Here is a 19,469-nt window from a genome sequence, read left to right as displayed (position 1 = left end):
TCTACTTCACTTCAATCTATCCTTATGGACAATAAAGTAAGCGTCTTCTCTTAGAGTCAGCAACGGCATTACAACCGTTAATCGGCTCAATTCTTTTAGTATCAATAACAACATAACTTGGTGTTGTTATTTCTTCTTTATTTGTCACTTGCTGCGCTACACCATCAGAATAGAATTGGCCTGAGAATGGACGTTTACCTACATAATACAAAGGCAGTTCTGTATGGTTTGATTGTAATTTCCATGATGTAAGTAGCCCTTTCTCCGCCTGCTTACTGGTTAAGTTACTTCCTAGTAAACCCGTTACGATGATCAAGATAACCGAAATACTTAATCCACAAACCTTAACCAGAGTGAATTGTTTTTTACTCTCAAAATTAATATTCATTGCCACCAATATCGCCATAGCAGGGATCGCAGGCATGGTATAACTTGCTAATATATTTCCTGACATGGTGAATAAGATCATTGGAGCGAGCATCCAACACCAAAGAAAGCTTCTTAATGATGGCTTTCCTTTTTCTGAAGCATCACCACTACGTAATCCTTTAATCGTCTGCCAAATTAATAATGGGGACCAAGGTAACGCGGCACCTAACCAATGGACCCAAATCATCCCTCTCGCTTCTTTGTGAGCAGAGCCGTATAAGTCACCTTCCCAGCCGCTAACCACAAAGCGCTTAAAGTGCTCTCCGACAATAAAGTAATCTAAGAATCCTGGAGTTTTTAATTCTGCCGCTATATACCAAGGCACAGATAAAGCAAAGAATAAACCTAATGAACTTATCCATGGGAAGCTTAATAGCAAACGCCATTGATTGTTAAATGCTAACCAACCAAATAAAGAGATCCCAACAAGCACTAAGGTTAACGGCCCTTTAGAAAGCATTCCTATTGACATTGCAACAGCAAAAATCAAACCCCACTTATAGGCATCTTTGCTTTTCACCTCACTTTGAGAAAACTTCCAAAATGACATCATTCCAAGAGTTATTGCTAGGGTTAATGCCGTATCGGTCATGACTGAACCACCCACCACAATAAATACCGCGCTGGTTGCCGTAATTGCAACTGTCGTTAATGCTAAGACCTTGTTTTTCAATTCACTATTAACGAACCAGTAGCTCATTACTAGCATTAGTACGGTCAACAATAAATGAGGCACTCGCACTGCAAATTCATTAATACCAAATAATTCAATACCAGCAGCACTGATCCAAGTAAAGATCGGCGGTTTTCCCCAAAATGGAACGTTGTAATCAAACATTGGGGTGATCCAATCCCCAGTTTCCGCCATGATACGTGCCATTTCGCCATATCTTGCTTCAGTCGTATCCATAAGTGGGAATGAAAAGAGTGATATCAACCGAACGACCAAAACACAAGCAATTAGGAGCATTGCCATCTTGCCCCATAATAACGTGTTATTTTTCTCTATATTATTGCTCATGTATTCTTAACCTAATTTTTGTTCTACTTCAGTGACGTTGTCACTCATTGTTTTATTGTTTTTATCCATAATTAAATAAAGCGGCCTGCCTTTCGCCTCAATAAATAATCGACCTACGTATTCGCCCATTAAGCCTATGGAAAGAAGTTGTACCCCTCCCAATAATAAGATCACGGTAATTAATGTCGGATACCCCGCAACCATCTCGCCAAATAATACGGTTTTAAACAGCACAAATAACATCATTGCGATTGCACATGCAGAGGTAAACAAGCCAGCCATTGTTGCTACTCGTAACGGTTTAGTACTGAATGAGGTAATGCCTTCAAAGGCGAGATGGATTAATTTTGTATAGTTCCATTTTGTTTCACCTGCAATACGGGGATCACGGTTGAACTCTAATGTTGTACGACGAAAGCCCGGCCACGCAAACAGCCCTTTCATAAAGCGAGTTTTCTCAGGTAGCTGATTAATTTGATCGACGACTTTTCGATCAAGGAGCCTAAAGTCTCCGACATTTTCAGGAATTGGTAGATCAGATAAGTTATTAATTACTTTATAAAATAGAGAGGCCGTAAATATCTTAAACCAACTTTCTCCATCACGGCTTTTGCGTTTCATATCCACTACATCATAGCCTTTGCGCCATTCAGTCAGCATTTCTGGAATGAGTTCAGGGGGATCTTGTAGATCGGCATCAAGCAATATTACCGCATCCCCTTTAGCTTCAACTAAGCCAGCGCTCATCGCAGCTTCTTTACCAAAATTTCGTGACAAATTTATTGTTGTAATAGTTACATGCTTTACAGGAGATGAGAGCTCAAACAATTGCCCCCAAGAGTCATCCGTACTACCATCATTAACATAGATTATTTCAGATGCTTCGTTAAGTGATTCTAATACTAAACAAACTCGTGAATGACACTCTATAATCGATTCACTTTCATTAAAAACGGGGATGATAACTGAGAGTTCAGCTTCTCCAGAAAAAGGGATTGAATGTGGCTCTGTGACTAAAGTTAGTGCAGACATAATAATTAAGCTCGATTAATAAATACCTAATAACAGTACTATCAACGATGTATAAAAGTTGTTGTCGACATTATTTTCACATTTATAAACACTATGTTATCTTTGCTCTAAAGTGAAACATAATAATAACACTGCCATTCTGTATTCATCTGAAAATATATAATGCGCCAATGCAAGGAAGTAAACATGATTGATTTTCGCTCTGATACCGTAACAAGACCAACTCAAGCCATGCGTGATGCTATGGCGAATGCCCTAGTGGGCGATGATGTGTATGGTGATGATCCTACCATTAATGAATTAGAAGCATGGGCAGCAGAGCGACACGGCTTTGAAGCAGCACTTTTCACTTCATCAGGTACTCAGGCTAACCTACTTGGCTTAATGGCACACTGTGAACGTGGTGATGAGTATTTATGTGGTCAACAAGCGCATAATTATAAGTATGAAGCTGGAGGAGCTGCGGTATTAGGCTCAATTCAACCTCAACCTGTTGAAAACAATCCTGATGGTTCACTTTGCTTTAGTAAGCTTGAAGCTGCTATTAAACCTGATGACTTTCATTTTGCCAGAACCAAATTACTAAGTTTAGAAAACACAATTAATGGTAAGGTTTTACCTCTTTCTTATCTGGCACAAGCGCGTGAGTTTGTAAATAAACACAACCTACAACTTCACCTTGATGGCGCACGAGTTTATAACGCAGCAGTTGCACTGGATGTTGATATTAAAGAGATAGCTCAGCATTTTGACAGCATGACAATTTGTTTATCAAAAGGATTATCAGCCCCTGTTGGTTCTTTATTGTTAGGTACTACAGAATATATCCAAAAAGCACGCCGCATTAGAAAAATGCTCGGTGGTGGGATGAGACAAGCGGGGATTTTAGGAGCTGCAGCTAAACTGGCACTCACAGAGCAAGTGCCACAATTAGCCATCGACCATAGCAACGCTAAGTATTTAGCAGAACAACTGAATACAGTTGTTGGTTTCAACGTTAATGTTAAGCATATACAGACGAATATCGTCTTTGCTCGTTTAGATAGTCAAATCGATATTCATGATGTTGTACAAAAAGCGAAAGAGCAAGATATCTTACTGTCTGCAAGTAACCCTATTCGATTTGTTACTCATAAAGACGTTTCAAAAGAAAATATTGATACTTTTATTGAGTTTCTTAAACGCGAAGCCTAGTTGCCTACAAATAAAAATAGCAGCTCATTTCAGCTGCTATTTTATAGAATAAAAGATTATAAATATTACCCTTCAATTACCCTCATTAACAACGAACCATCACACATCGCTTGTTTCACTAACGCTGCACCCGGCATCGTTGCTTGAGTATAAAAACGACTTTCAACTAACTTAGTGTCTTTGGCATACAGTGGCAATACTTGGTTTTGAATTGCATCCATAATCACAGGATAAAGCAGTTTTTTTGAGAGGTTAATTTCTCCCCCAATTAATACAATTTCAGGATTAAATAGATTCACCATAATCGCAATTGCTTCGCCAAGGTTATGACCTAGCTCTGTAATCACTTGTTTTGCCAACATATCTCCTGCATTAGCCGCAAGACAGATATTTTCTATTGTTATCTCTTTATTTGTTAAGGACGTTTGATGCCCATCCTTAATTAACTTTTGAACTTGGTCACGTAACGATTTAGCACTGGCTACTGTTTCTAGGCAACCTGAATTACCACAATGACATCGAGCACCCAGTTTATTGATTTTGATGTGTCCCATCTCACCAATATTGCCCGTTCTGCCTTGTAAAACTTCACCGTTCATAATGATACCAGCACCAACACCATGATGAATTGATACCAGAATTGAGTTATCGTGTTCTTGAGAGTTACCAAATAGCTTCTCTGCCAATGCCCAACTACGCGTGTCATTACCAACAAAAACAGGCAGCCCCGTTGCTTCGTGTATTTTGGGTCCTAGAGGCAAATTATCAACATTATAATGAGGCATTTGAATAACAAGGCCTTGTGTTGAAATCACTAAACCTGGTAATGAAATGGCAATACTCGTGATCCTTCCAAGCACTTTAGAATGCTTTTGAAAAAACAGTTCAATCTCAACCAATAATTTAGCAAGTAATTCATCTTGCTCTATTTCCTGAATAGTTTGTCTTTCTTCAATGAGCTGCTCACCACCTAACTCATGCAATGCAATTGTTAAGTACCCTCTGCCTAAACGTAGAGATAGAAAGTGCCAACCTTCATTATCAACTTCAAGTCCAATTGCAGGTCTTCCGCGACTATTTGCTTCTTGTACTTGCGTTTCTTTGATAAGGTGTGCATCAATTAATTCACGTGTGATTTTTGTAATACTGGCAGGAGCTAAATTACTTTTTTTAGAAAGGTCGATTCGAGAGATAGGGCCAAGTTGATCAATTAACTTATACACCCGTCCAGCATTTACTTGTTTTAAGTGATCAATGTGTCCGGGTTGGGCCACGTACATGCGTCTCTCCAATAAATAATTTTTCATCAAATTTCATTTTTTTACTTTGCGAACAAATTGTGAAGTCCAAGTGTTAACCTACGTGATGTCTATCACGAAGATTATGAAATATTTACTGAAAATGCGACTTTAACACGTATTTCAACCACCAAATTTTGTAGTTTTTTATTTGAGTAAAATAATTATGTCATCGTCAACATTTAAGATTAATGAGCTATTCGAAACCATTCAAGGTGAAGGCACATTTACCGGAGTTCCTTCTATTTTCCTACGTTTACAGGGTTGTCCTGTGGGTTGCTCGTGGTGTGATACCAAACAAACATGGGATGTAGAGCTCAGCGACCAAACTGATTTAGCCACTATTTTAGCGAAAACTGAAGATAACCCTAGCTGGACAGAGCTCACTAGCACTCAAATTATTAACATGCTTAAAGAGCAAGGCTACACAGCCAAGCACATGGTTATCACTGGTGGTGAACCATGCATGTATGATTTAACCCCATTAACAGAAGAGTTAGAACAGCATGGTTACCGTTGCCAGATCGAAACCAGTGGCACGTACCCTGTTCTCACATCAGAAAATACATGGGTAACCGTATCACCAAAGATTAATATGAAAGGCAAACTTCCTGTTTTAGAAGAAGCCTTAATGCGTGCAAACGAAATTAAACACCCTGTTGGCACCAATAAAGACATTGAGCAATTAGAAACACTCTTAGACGGTGTAAAACTGCTTGATGATGTCACCATTGCATTGCAACCAATTAGCCAAAAACCACGAGCAACCGAGCTTTGTATTGAAACTTGCATCAAACGAAACTGGCGACTTTCTATACAAACACACAAATATTTAGCGATTGCGTAATGGTTTTTTACAATTTCCTTGTTTGAATCATGGAATTGTCATCATTCTCGATATATGTTTACTTGATCACAGAATAAACACAACAACATCCATCTTGGAGATAATATGTCTAACAGACTACGTAGAACAAAAATTGTTACCACTCTTGGCCCTGCAACTGATCGTGATAATAACCTAGAAAAAATCATTGCCGCTGGTGCAAACGTTGTTCGTATGAACTTTTCACACGGTAGCCCAGAAGACCACATCATGCGTACTAAGAAAGTACGTGAAATCGCTGCAAAACTTGGTACTCACGTTGCTATTCTTGGTGACCTTCAAGGTCCTAAAATTCGTGTATCTACTTTTAAAGACGGTAAAATCCAATTAGCTATTGGTGATAAATTCACCCTAGATAGCGATTTACCTAAAGGCGAAGGTAATCAAGACTCTGTTGGTCTAGATTATAAAGAACTTCCACAAGACGTTGTTACTGGTGATGTATTGCTTCTTGATGACGGCCGTGTTCAACTTAAAGTAACTTCTGTTGAAGGTAACAAGGTTCACACTGAAGTAACCGTTGCTGGTCCTTTATCAAACAACAAAGGCATCAACAAACAAGGCGGCGGTCTTTCTGCTGACGCACTGACTGAAAAAGACAAAGCTGACATCATCACTGCTGCTGCAATGAAAGTTGATTACCTAGCGGTTTCTTTCCCACGTAACGGCGAAGACATGAACTACGCTCGTCGTCTAGCTCGTGAAGCGGGCCTTGAAGCAAAATTAGTTGCTAAAGTTGAGCGTGCTGAAACAGTAGCTACAGAAGAAGCAATGGATGACATCATCATGGCTTCTGACGTGGTAATGGTTGCTCGTGGTGATCTAGGTGTTGAAATCGGCGATCCTGAGCTAGTTGGTGTTCAAAAGCAACTTATCCGTCGTGCTCGTAGCCTTAACCGTACGGTTATTACTGCAACACAAATGATGGAATCAATGATCACAAGCCCAATGCCAACACGTGCTGAAGTTATGGATGTTGCTAACGCCGTACTTGATGGCTCAGATGCGGTAATGCTTTCTGCTGAAACAGCAGCTGGTGACTTCCCTGTTGAGACAGTAATGTCTATGGCAAGTGTATGTATTGGTGCTGAAAAAGTTCCAACTGTAAACGTGTCTAACCACCGTTTAGACCGTCGTTTCACTACACCTGAAGAAACGATTGCAATGTCTACCATGTATGCTGCAAACCACATGGAAGGCATCACAGCGATGATCACGCTTACTGAGTCTGGTCGTACTCCACTAATGATGTCACGTCTAAGCTCTGGTTTACCAATCTTTGCTTTATCTCGTAACGAAAGCACACTAAACCGCGCTGCTCTTTACCGTGGTGTAACGCCTGTATTCTTTGATGAAAACGCTGACTCTGGTCTTCCATCAACGTACGCAGCAATCAGTACGCTAAAAGAGAAAGGCCTATTGAGCTCTGGCGACCAAGTTATCATCACTCAAGGTGATGTAATGGATATCGTTGGTTCTACTAACTGTATGCGTATCATTACGGTTGAATAATTGATCGACATTTAAAATAAAAACCTCGTAAATCAATTTGAGTTACGAGGTTTTTTTATGTGTTCTATTTTTTATAATGACTCAGATTTATATTATTTTTCAATAAGAATCACTCTGCATTCATAAGGTCTAAGAACCATACTCGATTGTGGCTTCTCCGCTTCCAGATCTCCATAATTACTCAAAATATATTCAGCGCCTTGTCCTTGAACATCAAGGCTTAATCCCACTTCATTATCATAAAAGTTATGAACAGCAATTAATCGATGAGTTTCATTTTCACGTTGATAGCAGAACAATTCTTCATGCTCTGGCATCAAATCGACATAATCCCCAGTGGTAATCACATCGATATCTTTACGCAATTGAATTAGCTTTTTATAAAAATAAAATACCGACTCTTGATTTGTTAATGCGGATTCTGCATTCACTTGTGGATAATTGTTAGCTACAGATAACCACGGTGCTCCTTGAGTAAAACCGGCATGACTCGTACCATTCCATTGCATCGGTGTTCGTGAATTATCACGAGATTTTTGATCTAAGATCTCCAACATTTCAGCTTCAGATACTGATTTTTCTTGATTGACCATAATGTCGAACATATTGGTACTTTCAAGATCTCGGTATTGTTCAATAGACGTATAATGTGGGTTGGTCATCCCGATCTCTTCACCTTGATAAATATACGGTGTTCCTTGCATCATATGCACCGAAGAAGCGAGCATTTTAGCGGATAATTCACGGTACTCTTTATCATTACCTAAGCGACTCACCACTCTTGGTTGATCATGGTTACACCAAAAAAGAGCCCCCCAACCTTTGCCATTTAAGCCAGTTTGCCAATGATTGAAGATCGACTTTAACGATAAAAAATCAAACGGAGCTTTGGTCCACTTTTCTCCATTTTTGTAATCAGCTTTAAGGTGATGGAAATTAAATACCATCGATAATTCTTTACCATCTTGAGCAGAGTATTGCTGACAATGCTCTAACGTAGTTGATGACATTTCACCTACGGTAACAGAGCCATACTTTTGAAAAACGGCGTCGCTGATCTCTTGCAGGTATTGATGCACTTTAGGACCATCGGTATAAAAACGACGTCCATCGCCACTTTCATCGTTAATAAATTCATTCGGTTTTGAAATAAGGTTAATAACATCTAATCGAAAACCATCAACCCCTTTCTCAGCCCAAAAACTAATGATTTCTTTTACTTCTTGGCGAACCTTTGGGTTTTCCCAGTTTAAATCCGCTTGCTCTTTAGCAAACAGATGCAAATAGTATTGATTTGTCGCTTCATCTAGCGCCCATGCATTGCCACCAAATTTGGATTGCCAATTAGTTGGGGCTTTTCCATCGATTGGATCTTTCCAAATGTAATAATCACGGTATTCACTCTCTTTATTTCCCAAAGCAGATTGAAACCAATGATGCTCTGTCGAAGTATGATTAACCACAATATCCATAATAATGCGTATACCACGAGACTTTGCTTCTTCAAGTAGATTATCAAAGTCAGTCATGGTGCCAAAATCTGGATTAATTGAGTAATAATCAGCGATATCATACCCATTATCGATCATCGGTGATTGATACACTGGTGTTAGCCATATTGCATCGACACCCAATTTTTGAAGGTAATCTAATTTAGAAATAATACCTTGAATATCACCAGTGCCTTTATCGCTACTGTCACAAAAACTTTTTGGGTAAATTTGATAGATAGTCGCTGTACGCCACCATTCTGAATTTGTCATGTTTATTCTCTCAACCACTAAAAAAGAGAACACCTCTGTTCATATACACATCATGCAAAGGTGTTATTTCATATTTGTTTATTACTGTTTATACCGCTGACACAGCTAGCTGATCTTTCGTTTGTGCACGTTTATACATCGCAAGTGTCAATATTGCTGGAACAAAAATCGCGACTAGCATGGCAATACCATAAATGCCCCAATATTGTGGTTGGATAGAAAGAATACCGGGTAAACCACCAACACCAATACCATTTGCCATCACACCGGCCCCACCACAAATAGCAGCAGCCATAGCAGAACCAATCATTGCGCTTAGCATTGGAAATTTATATTTTAAGTTAATCCCGTACATCGCAGGTTCAGTCACACCAAGATAAGCTGAAATCGCGGCAGGCACTGAAATATCACGTTCGCCACTTTTCTTACTGATAATAATAATTCCAACAACAGCAGATGCTTGAGCTATGTTTGATAATGCAATTAATGGCCAAATAGGTGTGCCGCCTAACTCTTGCATCAGCTGTAAGTCAACCGCATTGGTTGTGTGATGAATACCCGTAATAACCAATGGCGCATAGAAGAAACCAAAGATCACAGACCCAACAATCGCAAAATCTCCAGTCATAGCCGCTTTAGCAGCCATTGCTACACCATCACCGAGTACTCGACCAAATGGGCCGATGAATGCGTGAGCTAAAATGACAGAAACGATAATTGAAACAAAAGGCACAACAACAAGATATAGATAAGAAGGAACGATGCGCTTTAAATTTGTTTCAATAAAGGCCAGTGCAACCCCTGCTAGCATTGCAGGAATAACTTGAGCTTGATAACCGACCTTCTCGATAACAAACAGGCCAAAATCCCACACTTCAGGTACTTCTTTACCTATGAGATAAGCGTTCATCAATTGCGGTGATACTAACGTCACCCCTAATGTAATACCTAAAATTGGCGTCCCGCCTAACTTTTTCACCGTTGACCAACACACGCCAACAGGCAAGAAGAAGAATATAGCTTCACCAATCAACCATAAGAATGAATGAACGGTTGCCCAAAACTGGCTGATTTCAACCAAGGTTTGGCCATCAAACATTTTTAGATCGCCAATGACGTTTCTAAAACCTAGAATCAAACCACCAGTGATAATAGCAGGCAGTAATGGAACAAATATTTCAGCAAGATGTGAAATACCACGCTCTAATATATTCATATTTTGGCGAGCCGCGAGTTTTGCATCCTCTTTTGACTCACCTTTATCGCCTGAAAGTTCATTCAATATCTTAAATACTTCATCAACTTCAGTCCCAATGACGACTTGAAATTGCCCAGCGTTGGTAAAACACCCTTTTACCATTGGGATTTTTTCAATCGCTTTTACATCAGCACCTTTGGTGTTATTTAATACAAAACGTAAGCGAGTCAAACAATGACTTACGCTAGCGATATTTTCTGATCCCCCGATCAGTTCGATCAAACGTTGTACGTCCTTTCTCTCTATTTTACTCATACCTTTGTCCACGTTGATTGTTATTTTACATTCATGGGAATGTTCCCATTTCGTTTTAAGTATAATTACAAAGATGAAACAAAAAATAAATGGGAACAATCCCACAAAGTGAATCAGATCACAATAAAGCGTGTTTTTTAGACAATATTAAAGAGATAAAGGCTGGGTTAGATGCGCGATACTTACGCTTGCTTCTAATTGTTGTAAAAGCTGCTTAGCGGCACTCTCCCCTGCATATTGATAGCCTGGGTTAATACTAATAATGTTGGGGAATAGAAATGAAAGTAGCTCATTACCACCGACACCAGTGATCTGAACATCATTGCGCTGTAGCTCTTGAAGACGTTTCGCAACCCCTAAGGCTAACGTATCACTAGCACAAACAATCGCTTGAATTTCATCATCAAGAACAGAATCAACTAACGCATAAGCACTTTTGTGATCTAACTGCCCTGTGGCAAAATTCGGCAAAAGATCATGCTCTTGGCACCATTCAAGGTAAGCATCCAAACGTAATTTACCCGTTGTTTTATCGTTTGGATCAACACCGATATACGCAATATTCGTTAAGTGTAGTTCAGAAAGGTAATGTAACGCTTGTCTGATAACACCATGATTATCGTAATTAATTGAGCTCACCTTATCCGTGTCCATTGCAATCACGATAATACGCTCATTCCAACGCTCAATTTCAGCCATATCACAGTCTGTAAAACCAAATAGAATGACACCATCCACGCTGCGTTTTCTTAATACCTCTAAGTGCTCGTTGGTTTTTTGAGTATCAAACTGGCTCTCCATGATCACGGCATCATAACCTTGCTGATAAATAATCTCTAAAATGCCGCTAATGGCTTTATTTTCTGAAGGTGAATCAAGACGAGATGTGATGATCCCTATTACTTTTTGACTGCCACCACGCATACTCTGAGCGGATTTAGAGGGAGTAAAACCAGACTCTTTAATTATCTGTTCTACTTTCAGTCGAGTTTCTGGCTTCACTTTTGGATCATTGGTTAATACACGAGAAACCGTCGATTTTCCAACACCAGCCATTTTAGCTATATCAAGAATCGTCAATTTTTTCGTCATGTCTACTGTATCCAATAAGTAAAGGGGTAGTCCTGATTATAACGTTAACGCTTTCTATTCTAAACCAAAAAGAAAAAGCCTGACCATAAACATGATCAGGCTTTGAAAATTATCTATTTTCGGTTTAAAACAAACTACGCTTTGGCTTCTCTGTCGTATTTATTTGCTCTAAAGAACAAGCTGTACAATACAGGGACAACCCCTAATGTAAGTAATGTACCTACCGCCATACCAAACATCATCACAATCGACATCGAATACCAGAATTCACCACCAGAAATTGCCAGTGGAACTAAACCTAGTATTGTTGTTAATGTTGTCATCACAATTGGTCGTAATCGAGTCATACAGGCGTCAATAATCGAATCTCTTATCAACATTCCTTCTGCTCGATTACTCTCAATGCAATCAATTAATACAATGCCATTATTAATAATGATCCCCGCGAGACTGAAAATACCAAGCATTGCTGGGAAAGTGAAATACGCATCCATTATCAGTAACCCACTAACTGCTCCAATTAAGGATAACGGGATCGTCAACAGAATAATGGCAGGTCGACGCACAGAATTGAATTGTAATAACAACAGCAAAACCATAACAGCAAAACAGTGTGGAAGGTAACCAAACAGTGCTCCATTAGCTTTACTTGCTCCCTTTAGCTCTCCACCTAACTCAATAGAATAACCGTCAGGTAGCTTCAAGTTCTCTAAGTAAGGCTGAACCAATTTATTCAATTCACTTGCTTGAAGATTGGCGTGCTTAACGCTGACAGTCATCACTCTTTGCAAGTCTTCACGTCGAATAACAGCAGATTCTCGCGTAGTTGAGAAATCAGCAAACTGTAATAACGGCAGTGGTTCACCTGAACTGCTTGAAATGATCCGCATACTAAAGAGTTTACCAATTTCATTTCGCTCATCATTACCACGGATCATTACAGGGATAACATCATCATCTTCACGATAACTAGTCACTTCATAACCCTCAAGAAAACTATTCAAACTAATCGCAATATCACGACTGGTGATCCCTGCCCTTTGCGCTGCAGTTTGGTCAATATCAATAGTGATTTTAGGGACGCTATTTTCCCAGTTATTATCAATACCCACGGTTCCTGGGATATGATGTAACGCATTTTCAATTTGACTCGCAATAACCCTAAGTACGTTCTCATCATCACCCACGACTTTATATTCAATCAACCCAAGCTCTGTACCGCCTAACCACATACGTTTGGCTTGCCCTGAGGCTTCTGGTAATTCTTGAACAATAAAATCATTAGTTTTAGCGACCATTTCTAAAGCAGAATCGGTATCTGTGGTGTTAACCACCATAGATGCACGGTTCGTTGCACGATCCACTGGCGCTAGCGCAAGGAAGAAGCGAGGGCCACCATCGCCAATATACGCCACCGTATTCGTGACGTCTGGGTTTTGCTCTTTATCTAATAGCCATGAATTTAAACGACGAGTCACTTTTGTCGTTTCTGTAACGGTAGTTCCTGCTGGTAAATTTAAGAACACTAGATATTGATTACGCTCAGAGCCTGGCATAAATTGAATCGTAACGAATTTCAAACCAAAAATAGCCAAGAAAAATAACGATACACATGCTGAAATAAACAACAATCGATAATTAAGCGCATAACCAATTACGTTTTTATAAGCTTGAGTTAGAAGCGTTTCTTTCCTTAGTGCCTCTTTCTTAATGCCTGGTTTTGGCGATTTTAAGAACCAAACACATAAGGCGGGTGTTGCAAATAGACATAAGAACCACGAAGCCAACAATGCTAACGTAATAACTTGAGATAAAGATCGAAGATATTCTCCCGTCACATCTTGAGCTAATAATAACGGCATAAAGGCCAAAATACTGGTCAGTGAAGACGTTAGTAACGGCAAAGCCATGGTTTTAGACGCCAATACCGCCGCCTCTACCTTCTCCATTCCCTCTGAAATTTTAGTCTTAATAAACTCAGCAATAACAATGCCATTATCCACCAATAAACCCAGAGCGATAATAATGGCAGCAATGGACATTCGCTGCAGTTCTACGCCCCATACCGACATACCAATAATGGTTAATAGAATGGTTAAAGGGACGATACTACCTACAATCAAGCCCATTCTTACCCCAAGAAAAAGCATAACAACAGCAAGCACAACAACAACCGTTTGCATTAAATTTGAGGTTGCAGAAGAGACTGATGCGGTGACTTTTTCAGGTTGAAATGTCGCTAATTCCAAAGCCATTCCAGCCGGTAATTGTTTTTGATATTCAGCTAAAAATGATTCAATATCAGCCCCGAAATCATCACTGCGAGTGCCATCTGCCATTGATGCAGCAATCACAATCGCTGATTGATTATTAAAGAATACGGGCGTTTTGAAGGGGTCTTCATAACCTCGGCTTAAGTCGATCAAATCTCGAAGGTAGACACTCTGTCCACTGTCTCGCTCAAACAACACCATATTTTGAATCTCTTCAACTGATTCAAAATTTCCTGACGGCTCGATAACAACTTCTAATGCTCCTGCATCTATTGTTCCTCCGGGTAAAACAACGTTGCGAGCTTGAACACTTGTTTTTATCTGTTTAACCGAAAACTTATTTTCTGCAATCGTATCGTCTTTTGGCGTTAACCAAATACGCTCTTCTTGAACCCCGTATAATGCGACTTGAGAAATGGTTGAATAGGTGCTCATTTTATCTTGTAAAAACTCAGCCATACGTCGTCGTTCACGAGGCGTAAAGTCATCACCAGTTAAGGCAATAGTCGCAGAATATACTCGTCCAAACTCATCATTCACATAAGGTCCATAAGTCCCTTCAGGCAATTTGTTTTGGACTTCTTCCATCCTATTACGTAACGTGTCCCAAATTGGCTGCAGCTCGAAGTACTTATCATGAACCGATACATTAATTTGAGTAACACCCGTTCTAACCCATGACTTAATCTCTGACACTTCGGGGATTTGTTTTATTTCACGTTCTAAAGGTTTGGTGATCAGTTTTTCTATGCGGTCAGGTGACATCCCCGGAAATTGAGCCACCACAATCGCGTTACGGATCATAATCTCAGGATCTTCTTTACTGGGTGATTTTAGAAATGTAGAAATCCCAATAATAAAAAGCATGATGATAAAAACTTGCGTAAAGCGAGCATTAGTTAGTGCAAAACGAGTTAATTTTCCCATAATAATGCTTCCTTATTTTTCCTGCCAAAGTTGTACTTTTTGGCCTTCAAATAAGAACGGAACACCAGCAATAACAACATGCTCGCCTTCAACTAATCCATCATAAACTTTAAACTTATTATCCAATGTACGCTCTGTTGCTACATAGCGTTTTTCTAATGTCATCGTCGTTGGGTTTACGACATAGATTGCCGCTTTTTTCTCTTCTCGCGCTGCGCTAATATCATCAAAATTCACAGCACTTAACGGTAATACAATCGCCGTTGGATCTTCATTACCAAGGGTAACCATCACATTGGCTGACATTCCATTACGGATTTTATTGTTACTTTCTAAAATTCGAACCGTTACTGAATAGGCGTTTCCTTTTTCAACAACGGCACCAATTTCAGTTAACTCCCCAGAGACTTGTAAATCATCAAGGGCCGGAATTTCTATCGTTACTCCCATACCAAAACTAAAATACTGTATCAAGCTTTCAGGAACAAGTACGGCAACCTCTAAAGAGTTATTATTAACCAATTCAAGTACTTTCTGGCCTGAATTTACCTTTGTAAAATCATCAATCATGACATGACTGATTAAGCCTGCGTAAGGTGCAATCAATTCCGTACGTGATAAATTTAATTTTGCATTACGTAGATCAATTTGAGCAGAAAGCATTTGCTGATTCTTAGCATCAAAATCAGCTTTAATATTTAATAATTCTGAGTCGCTCACAAACCCTTTAAGTTGTAACTTCTCAGCTCTGCTGTATTTATCTTCAGCCTGAACTAATGCAGCTTGAGCTGCCCCTAAGGACGCCGAAGCTTTGCCAATTGTTAGTTCTAACTCATCCGTCTCTAATCTCGCAAGTACTTGTCCTTTTTTCACTCGATTGCCCTTAGCAATCAAGATATCACTTACTGTACCGCCAACTTTAAAACTCAATGGTGAAGTTCGTGTGCTTTGGACTACTCCCGCTAACTCTCTTTCAATAATAAAAGAGGTTCGGGCTGTCGTAAGGTATTTAACGCTATGAATGACTTCTGCTTTCGTATCGTTATTTAAAGCTGGTTCTTTTTCGCAACCGACTAACAAAAAAGCAGTAAATAGAATAATGAGATAGTTCACAATAGACTCCAATGTTACGCTGATAGCGCATATCATACCAGTATATCGTTCTGCATTGTAAAATAAAAGTGAAAGCATTATCAAATTGGACCGACATCAACTAATCACTGTTGCTAAATCACATGTAACTCATTAATAATAAGACATAAAAAAACGCACCAACCTAAGCTAGTGCGTTTTGTTGTTCGTTAAGTTCGATTACGACTTCCATTTATCAAAGGCTTTATTTATGGTGAAACTAGCCTCTTTCCACTCTTTGCTGCTCAGTAATTCGCTGCGATTAAAATGCGTAGTTTTAAGCAAATTATTGGCCTTTTCTACGGATTGAATGGCTAAGTTATCCAAAACCTCGACGGCTGATTTTCGATTATTACACATTAATACCATGTCGCAACCGGCATCAAGGGCTTGCTGAGAACGCTCTGCTGGTCCACCCATAATAGTGGCGCCTTCCATACTTAAATCGTCAGAGAACACCAAGCCATTAAAGTTAAGTTGTTTACGTAATACGTCTTTCAACCAATATGAAGAGCCACTTGCTGGTGACGAATCGTATTCAGGATAGATAACGTGGGCAGGCATCATCGCATCTAAAATGCCCGCTTCGATTTGTGCTTTAAAAATCGCCATATCCAATTCAAAAATATTGTCACGGTGATCATAAGGGGTTTCTAAATGCGAATCCGCGATCACACCACCGTGCCCAGGGAAATGTTTCCCCGTTGTCGATGTTCCTGCTGATTTCATACCTTTCATAAAAGCTGTGCTGTATTTAACGATAGTATTAATATCATCACCAAATGCTCGGTTACCAATGGCTTTACAATCAAAACCATTATCGAGTACTGGTGCAAACGTAAGATCGATGTCATGAGCAACGAGCTCTGAACACAATAACCAGCCTGCCGTTTTCGCTAACTCAAGACCATTATCCATTTCAGCATACGCTTGCGCTGGTGGAATAAGCGTAAATTCATCTCTAAAACGCTGAACTCGACCGCCTTCTTGGTCAACACCAATTAGAATTGGACGCCCTGCCGCTTTACGAATAGAAGCTGTTAATGCTGCTAATTGCTTTGGATCATGATAATTTCGAGCGAAAAGAATTAATCCGCCCACTGTTGGATGTTGAAGCAACTCACGCTCTTCTGCATCTATTTCGTACCCTTCAACATCTAGCCATAACGGACCCATAACGTTCTCCAAATCGTCTTAATTTTTATAGGCTTAAAGTATCACGCCCTTTCTCATTTTAAAATCTTATCTATGGAAATTTTGTGTCAATTGTGTGAGTAACATAGATATTATCCCAACACTTTATGGCACAATAAAACCGTTAATTAATCCGTAGTTATGGAGTATCCACATGGAAAAATACATTGGCTTAATGTCAGGAACCAGTTTAGACGGTGTCGATGCGGTTGTCGTTGAGACAAATGGCACAAAAATCAACCTACTTGGTCATGCTGATTTCCCAATGGATCCTCAACTAAAAGCAGATTTACTGGCGGTTTGTACTGGGCAGCAAACCAACCTAAAAGTGATTGGAGAGATTGACCATCGTTTAGGTCACTTATTTGCGGACGCAGCACTTCATCTTCTTCATACACTCAATCTTAAACCAGAAGATATCACTGCCATTGGTAGCCATGGACAAACGGTTTTTCATTCGCCTGACGCACAATATCCTTTCACAATGCAACTTGGCGATAGCAATATTATCGCTGCTAAAACAGGAATTAATACCGTTGCTGACTTTCGCCGTAAAGACATGGCACTAGGCGGACAAGGTGCACCTTTAGTTCCTGCTTTCCACCACACTTTATTTGGAAAACCCGAGAGCACACACGTTATCTTAAACATTGGGGGCATCTCTAATATTTCTATTTTACAGAAAGACTCCCCTGTTATCGGTTATGACACAGGCCCAGGTAACATGTTAATGGATGCATGGATCACCGAGCACCAACAAGTCAGTTACGATAAGAATGGCGATTGGGCTCGCAGTGGAGCCGTGATTGATGAACTTTTGATAAACCTGAAGCAGCATAGCTATTTTGCTCGCCTTTATCCAAAAAGTACCGGGCGTGAGTTATTCAACTTAGATTGGTTTTCTCAATATATTGAAAATACCCCTTATCTACCACAAGATGTGCAAGCAACGTTATTGGAGTTCACCGTAACTACGATTGTCGATCAGGTTCTAAAATTCCATGTTGGAGAGAGTGCAAAACTGCTCGTTTGTGGAGGTGGTGTTCATAACCAATATCTTATGGAAAGACTGCAATTCCATTTAGCAAATTGGGCAGTTATTAGCACTAACGACTACAATGTAGATAGTGACAATATGGAAGCAATGGCGTTTGCATGGTTAGCACATCAACGAATTCATGATTTACCAAGTAACGAACCGGATGTCACGGGCGCTTCTCGTTATGCAAGTTTAGGTGTAATCTACCCGGCATCTTAAATACAAATAATAATAATTTAAAGTAGCTCATATGCATATTGCAGAACAATTAACGCCATTATGGCGCAGCAAAAAATCATCTGATTCATGCCACTCTTTAAAAGAGCAATTGGCATGGTTAAACGATGCTGATGACAATTTCAAACTCAAAGCAATCAATAAAGAACAGCTGGATGATAAGCACTTACCATTAAATCAGTGGTTACCAGTCAACTTATCCAACGCGATTGAGTTATTCGGTAAAAAAAACGACGTCAATACGAACGTTTCGGCTTCCATGTGGCTAAAATCATTTAATAACCAATTTTTTACTAGCCTAGTCGCTCTACGTTTACGCTTTAATCGCGTTCCTATTATTCAGTTTAACGATATTTTCATTTCAACACCCAATGGCGAAAAGATAAAATCACTGAAAATTAATAACGCCTGCCCTTTTGTTTGCCTTGCAACCGATCCTTTGGCTTCTGAACCACAAGCGACCGTCGTAGAGAGCCAAGAGAAACTTGATGAAGCATTTACCCATTTATTACAGCAAATAGGTGGTGGACTAAGTGTATTATTTGAACAAGAAAGACTGAAGCACAAACCATTTTGGGGAGCCGTTTCACTGGCAGTCAGTGTTTTTTTCATGCGCTTAACTGAAAATGGATTGGCCTCTGATCTAGCAAATCAACTTGCGCCACAAGCACAGCAATGGCTCGAGAGCGTTATGCCAGAAATTGGAAAAAACCTTGCGCATATACGAGTAGCCGAAAATAAACAGCAAGCAATTCTCTATGTTCAGCGTGAAACCTGTTGCATGAAGTACAAAATAGATGGCAAGAAGAACTGTGCAACCTGCCAACTATTAAATGAAGAAGAGCGCCATAAAAAGAACATTAAGCGAATTCCTAGCTCATAAACTAATAAATAATCCTATCAAGAGTAATATGTTAGTCACTCAACT

14 protein-coding genes are annotated in these 19,469 nt (G+C 39.6%); 5 read left to right on the top strand and 9 right to left on the bottom strand.

Annotation, left to right across the window (positions count from 1 at the left end; translation table 11 throughout):
• Window positions 1-22: 22 nt before the first annotated feature.
• Both ED622_RS08970 and ED622_RS08965 read right to left on the bottom strand, forming a co-directional pair.
• Window positions 23-1,450, bottom strand: coding sequence for a glycosyltransferase family 39 protein (locus ED622_RS08970; RefSeq protein WP_122033557.1), 1,428 nt, complete (start codon window positions 1,448-1,450; stop codon window positions 23-25).
• 6 nt (window positions 1,451-1,456) lie between these two features.
• The gene (locus tag ED622_RS08965; RefSeq protein ID WP_122033556.1) at window positions 1,457-2,482 is read right to left on the bottom strand and encodes a glycosyltransferase family 2 protein; all 1,026 of its coding nucleotides are present in this window, start codon (window positions 2,480-2,482) and stop codon (window positions 1,457-1,459) included.
• 186 nt (window positions 2,483-2,668) lie between these two features.
• Here ED622_RS08965 and ltaE point away from each other — a divergent pair, with 186 nt between their 5' ends.
• Window positions 2,669-3,676 (top strand): low-specificity L-threonine aldolase, encoded by a 1,008-nt coding sequence (gene ltaE, locus ED622_RS08960; RefSeq protein WP_122033555.1) that lies wholly within the window; start codon window positions 2,669-2,671, stop codon window positions 3,674-3,676.
• Between the two features lie 65 nt (window positions 3,677-3,741).
• On the opposite strand, the gene ED622_RS08955 is transcribed toward ltaE, so the two are convergent.
• Complete coding sequence (locus ED622_RS08955; protein WP_122033554.1) at window positions 3,742-4,956, bottom strand: ROK family protein; 1,215 nt, start codon at window positions 4,954-4,956, stop codon at window positions 3,742-3,744.
• A gap of 184 nt (window positions 4,957-5,140) precedes the next feature.
• Here ED622_RS08955 and queE point away from each other — a divergent pair, with 184 nt between their 5' ends.
• Window positions 5,141-5,821, top strand: a complete 681-nt coding sequence (queE, locus tag ED622_RS08950) for a 7-carboxy-7-deazaguanine synthase QueE (RefSeq protein ID WP_122033553.1) — start codon at window positions 5,141-5,143, stop codon at window positions 5,819-5,821.
• Window positions 5,822-5,926: 105 nt separating this feature from the next.
• Entirely contained in the window at window positions 5,927-7,372 is a 1,446-nt protein-coding gene (gene pyk, locus ED622_RS08945) for a pyruvate kinase (protein ID WP_122033552.1), read from the top strand.
• Window positions 7,373-7,464: 92 nt separating this feature from the next.
• Here pyk and treC read toward each other — a convergent pair whose 3' ends face one another.
• The 6 genes from treC to nagZ form a co-directional block, all read right to left on the bottom strand.
• Entirely contained in the window at window positions 7,465-9,135 is a 1,671-nt protein-coding gene (treC, locus tag ED622_RS08940; RefSeq protein ID WP_122033551.1) for an alpha,alpha-phosphotrehalase, read from the bottom strand.
• Between the two features lie 88 nt (window positions 9,136-9,223).
• On the bottom strand, window positions 9,224-10,648 hold the full coding sequence (gene treB, locus ED622_RS08935) for a PTS trehalose transporter subunit IIBC (RefSeq protein ID WP_122033550.1): 1,425 nt from the start codon (window positions 10,646-10,648) through the stop codon (window positions 9,224-9,226).
• Window positions 10,649-10,795: 147 nt separating this feature from the next.
• Window positions 10,796-11,740: a trehalose operon repressor TreR gene (gene treR, locus ED622_RS08930; RefSeq protein ID WP_122033549.1), complete on the bottom strand. Its 945-nt coding sequence runs from the start codon at window positions 11,738-11,740 to the stop codon at window positions 10,796-10,798.
• 134 nt (window positions 11,741-11,874) lie between these two features.
• Window positions 11,875-14,940 carry an efflux RND transporter permease subunit gene (locus tag ED622_RS08925; RefSeq protein WP_122033548.1) on the bottom strand — a complete coding sequence of 1,022 codons (3,066 nt, stop codon included), beginning with the start codon at window positions 14,938-14,940 and terminating at the stop codon, window positions 11,875-11,877.
• A gap of 12 nt (window positions 14,941-14,952) precedes the next feature.
• Entirely contained in the window at window positions 14,953-16,053 is a 1,101-nt protein-coding gene (locus tag ED622_RS08920; RefSeq protein WP_162922490.1) for an efflux RND transporter periplasmic adaptor subunit, read from the bottom strand.
• A gap of 198 nt (window positions 16,054-16,251) precedes the next feature.
• Complete coding sequence (gene nagZ, locus ED622_RS08915) at window positions 16,252-17,247, bottom strand: beta-N-acetylhexosaminidase (RefSeq protein ID WP_122033546.1); 996 nt, start codon at window positions 17,245-17,247, stop codon at window positions 16,252-16,254.
• A gap of 172 nt (window positions 17,248-17,419) precedes the next feature.
• On the opposite strand from nagZ, the gene ED622_RS08910 reads away from it, so the two are divergent.
• Window positions 17,420-18,523 carry an anhydro-N-acetylmuramic acid kinase gene (locus ED622_RS08910; protein WP_122033545.1) on the top strand — a complete coding sequence of 368 codons (1,104 nt, stop codon included), beginning with the start codon at window positions 17,420-17,422 and terminating at the stop codon, window positions 18,521-18,523.
• Window positions 18,524-18,554: 31 nt separating this feature from the next.
• Window positions 18,555-19,424, top strand: coding sequence for a (2Fe-2S)-binding protein (locus tag ED622_RS08905; protein ID WP_122033544.1), 870 nt, complete (start codon window positions 18,555-18,557; stop codon window positions 19,422-19,424).
• Window positions 19,425-19,469: the final 45 nt, after the last annotated feature.

This window comes from Aliivibrio sp. EL58, from assembly GCF_900312675.1.
Lineage (GTDB): Bacteria > Pseudomonadota > Gammaproteobacteria > Enterobacterales > Vibrionaceae > Aliivibrio.
The sequence above is the reverse complement of the archived record's forward strand: the minus strand, read 5'-3'. Positions and strand labels throughout refer to the sequence as shown.

Coding starts and splice junctions, on each gene's coding strand:
- ED622_RS08970 (WP_122033557.1), bottom strand. CDS start 1,450: ATGAGCAATAATATAGAGAAAAATAACACGTTATTATGGGGCAAGATG.
- ED622_RS08965 (WP_122033556.1), bottom strand. CDS start 2,482: ATGTCTGCACTAACTTTAGTCACAGAGCCACATTCAATCCCTTTTTCT.
- ltaE (WP_122033555.1), top strand. CDS start 2,669: ATGATTGATTTTCGCTCTGATACCGTAACAAGACCAACTCAAGCCATG.
- ED622_RS08955 (WP_122033554.1), bottom strand. CDS start 4,956: ATGTACGTGGCCCAACCCGGACACATTGATCACTTAAAACAAGTAAAT.
- queE (WP_122033553.1), top strand. CDS start 5,141: ATGTCATCGTCAACATTTAAGATTAATGAGCTATTCGAAACCATTCAA.
- pyk (WP_122033552.1), top strand. CDS start 5,927: ATGTCTAACAGACTACGTAGAACAAAAATTGTTACCACTCTTGGCCCT.
- treC (WP_122033551.1), bottom strand. CDS start 9,135: ATGACAAATTCAGAATGGTGGCGTACAGCGACTATCTATCAAATTTAC.
- treB (WP_122033550.1), bottom strand. CDS start 10,648: ATGAGTAAAATAGAGAGAAAGGACGTACAACGTTTGATCGAACTGATC.
- treR (WP_122033549.1), bottom strand. CDS start 11,740: ATGACGAAAAAATTGACGATTCTTGATATAGCTAAAATGGCTGGTGTT.
- ED622_RS08925 (WP_122033548.1), bottom strand. CDS start 14,940: ATGGGAAAATTAACTCGTTTTGCACTAACTAATGCTCGCTTTACGCAA.
- nagZ (WP_122033546.1), bottom strand. CDS start 17,247: ATGGGTCCGTTATGGCTAGATGTTGAAGGGTACGAAATAGATGCAGAA.
- ED622_RS08910 (WP_122033545.1), top strand. CDS start 17,420: ATGGAAAAATACATTGGCTTAATGTCAGGAACCAGTTTAGACGGTGTC.
- ED622_RS08905 (WP_122033544.1), top strand. CDS start 18,555: ATGCATATTGCAGAACAATTAACGCCATTATGGCGCAGCAAAAAATCA.